Here is a 2,626-nt window from a genome sequence, read left to right as displayed (position 1 = left end):
GCTGTCCGAACCGGTCGGATATTCTAACGACTAGCAGGAGCCCTGGCCTTGATTCCAAAGGAAAGAGGGTAGGGACGAAGCCTGCCAGGTCACACTCGCCCTCAGCGAGGGACAGACTCATTGATCTTGCAAGAGTTCCGGTGTTTCGTGCGCGGACGGCAAACATGAAACACTCTGAAGCACGTGTGTGAAACACCAAAAGAAGTGTCAAACATGCATCAAACGTGCATGAAACGTGCTTGAAACACGATCGTCTGTGGTGTTTCAAGGTCAGGTTCATGCTTCAACAGTGTTTGAACATTTGTTTTTTCATCCGTGTTTGAGGCAATGAAACGCTCATGAAACAAGATCATTTTGTGTTTCAACAGTGTTTGACAGTGTTGCACGGAGCTGTTTCAAGGTGTTCAAACACTGTTGAAACACCTATCAAACACAGCACGTCACACGAGTTCAAACACCATTGTACAACATGTTTAAAACAACTCCGAAACACGTACCGGATGAATGTCCATCGGTGCGCGTCCATCTCGCTCGCCATCGACACCGCCGCTGTCCTGCGCGCTGATGCTGTTGATCGATCACACGCGCTACGCCAGAAACGCGTGCACCATCAGCTTTGAGAGCTCGGCCGACCACAGGTTCGTCGTCAGCACGTTATCCGACGGCACCCAGGGCGCGCACAGCTGCACCAGTTTCGCCACCGCCGCCAGTCAGCACGCGGTCCGACTGAGCCAGGTCCGAGATGGCCAGGTTCGATAGCATCACGAACGTCGTCGACGTCGAGCTGTTGGCCGCTCGCGCGCGCTGCATCGAGTGCGCCGTGCGCACCGGCAGCGTCGACTTCTCGATGACGATCTTGGGCGACCTTGCCACGCGTGTGTTGTGCCGCGCCGTGAACTTCCAGTTCGGATGTTCAGAGCACGCGCTGCGCGTGTCCACGTTTTGTGTGTGTGCGTGATCAGAGACATGTCAAGATGGGTGCGATGTCGGCTTTCGTCGGGCGCGCTGTGCTTCGATGACCGTGACTCTGCGGAACACGTTTCAGTCTGGCTTCCTCTGAGTCAGCAGCACCACTTTAAGCATGAGGTGCGCTTCGTCACCGACGCCGCCAAAAGCGTCTGTGTTCTCGCTGTTGTCGCATTCTTCGCAGAAGGTGTGTGCAGCTGGTGTAAAGACGTGTCGTCGTTCGCTTGTGACAAAATGTGAGGGCAAAAAGCTGCAGATGTCGATGGAAGCGGACAGCTTGCTGGTTGTCCCAGCACATGACTTCAGGTTAAGAGTGTACTGAACATCTCCTCGAAATCGCGTGATTTTCGACTTTTGCAAAAGTAGCTGAATCCGCCGATGTCGTCGACATGGCGCGTGTGACTTCGGACTAGGCTCGATTGCCCTCGTAATCACAGATCATACAGCTCTTACGACGCGCTACCTGAACTGGCGAGTCGGCGCTCTCAAAACGTCACAAAAATGCATAGAAACCCTGCCTGTTGAGGTCTCTCCAAAATCACACCATGGAGGCCTGTTAGTAGAGTGATTTTCGGAGGATTTCACAACGGGATTTGAGGTAGAACGCCAAGAATGCGCTAGATAGACGCCCATCGTGGCCTGTAGCGAGTGGCACGTCTCAAATAACTACCAGATTTGAGAAAAGCTTCGTTTTCGAAATGTTGTGATTTGCAGTTACAAAACCAGGTAGCGCGTTTCAAACTTTGTGCATACCATGAGTGGATAGCCAGTACAAAATACATATAAAAGAAAACGAGTCTGATCAAGATTCTGGAACGCAAGACCGGTCTTGAAGAGGATTGACATCTTGACCCGCTGCACTCATCGGAGATGTACGGTACACTCTTAAGTCTGGCGAGTGCGAAATTGCCATCGACACGTGGCATAATTGAGAACAGCTGTAATGCGCTCATCAACAGTCAGGATAATTTCTAGATCGCAACTCGGTCGATTTTTAAGAGTGTACTGTACATCTCCTCGAAATCGCGTGATTTTCGACTTTTGCAAAAGTAGCTGAATCCGCCGATGTCGTCGACATGGCGCGTGTGACTTCGGACTAGGCTCGATTGCCCTCGTAATCACAGATCATACAGCTCTTACGACGCGCTACCTGAACTGGCGAGTCGGCGCTCTCAAAACGTCACAAAAATGCATAGAAACCCTGCCTGTTGAGGTCTCTCCAAAATCACACCATGGAGGCCTGTTAGTAGAGTGATTTTCGGAGGATTTCACAACGGGATTTGAGGTAGAACGCCAAGAATGCGCTAGATAGACGCCCATCGTGGCCTGTAGCGAGTGGCACGTCTCAAATAACTACCAGATTTGAGAAAAGCTTCGTTTTCGAAATGTTGTGATTTGCAGTTACAAAACCAGGTAGCGCGTTTCAAACTTTGTGCATACCATGAGTGGATAGCCAGTACAAAATACATATAAAAGAAAACGAGTCTGATCAAGATTCTGGAACGCAAGACCGGTCTTGAAGAGGATTGACATCTTGACCCGCTGCACTCATCGGAGATGTACGGTACACTCTTAAACGAGCTAACATTTCGAAAACGAAGCTTTTCTCAAATTTGGTAGTTATTTGAGACGTGCCACTCGCTACAGGCCACGATGGGCG

Annotated in this window: 1 pseudogene; it reads right to left on the bottom strand. The window is 50.6% G+C overall.

The features are described from left to right. Window positions 1-587: 587 nt before the first annotated feature. Window positions 588-939, bottom strand: a pseudogene (locus HRU21_12595) (hypothetical protein). Window positions 940-2,626 lie beyond the last annotated feature (1,687 nt).

Source organism: Pseudomonadales bacterium, assembly GCA_013215025.1.
Classification (GTDB): domain Bacteria; phylum Pseudomonadota; class Gammaproteobacteria; order Pseudomonadales; family DT-91; genus DT-91.
Note: the sequence above shows the minus strand (reverse complement) of the source record. Positions and strands in the feature narration are given on the sequence as shown.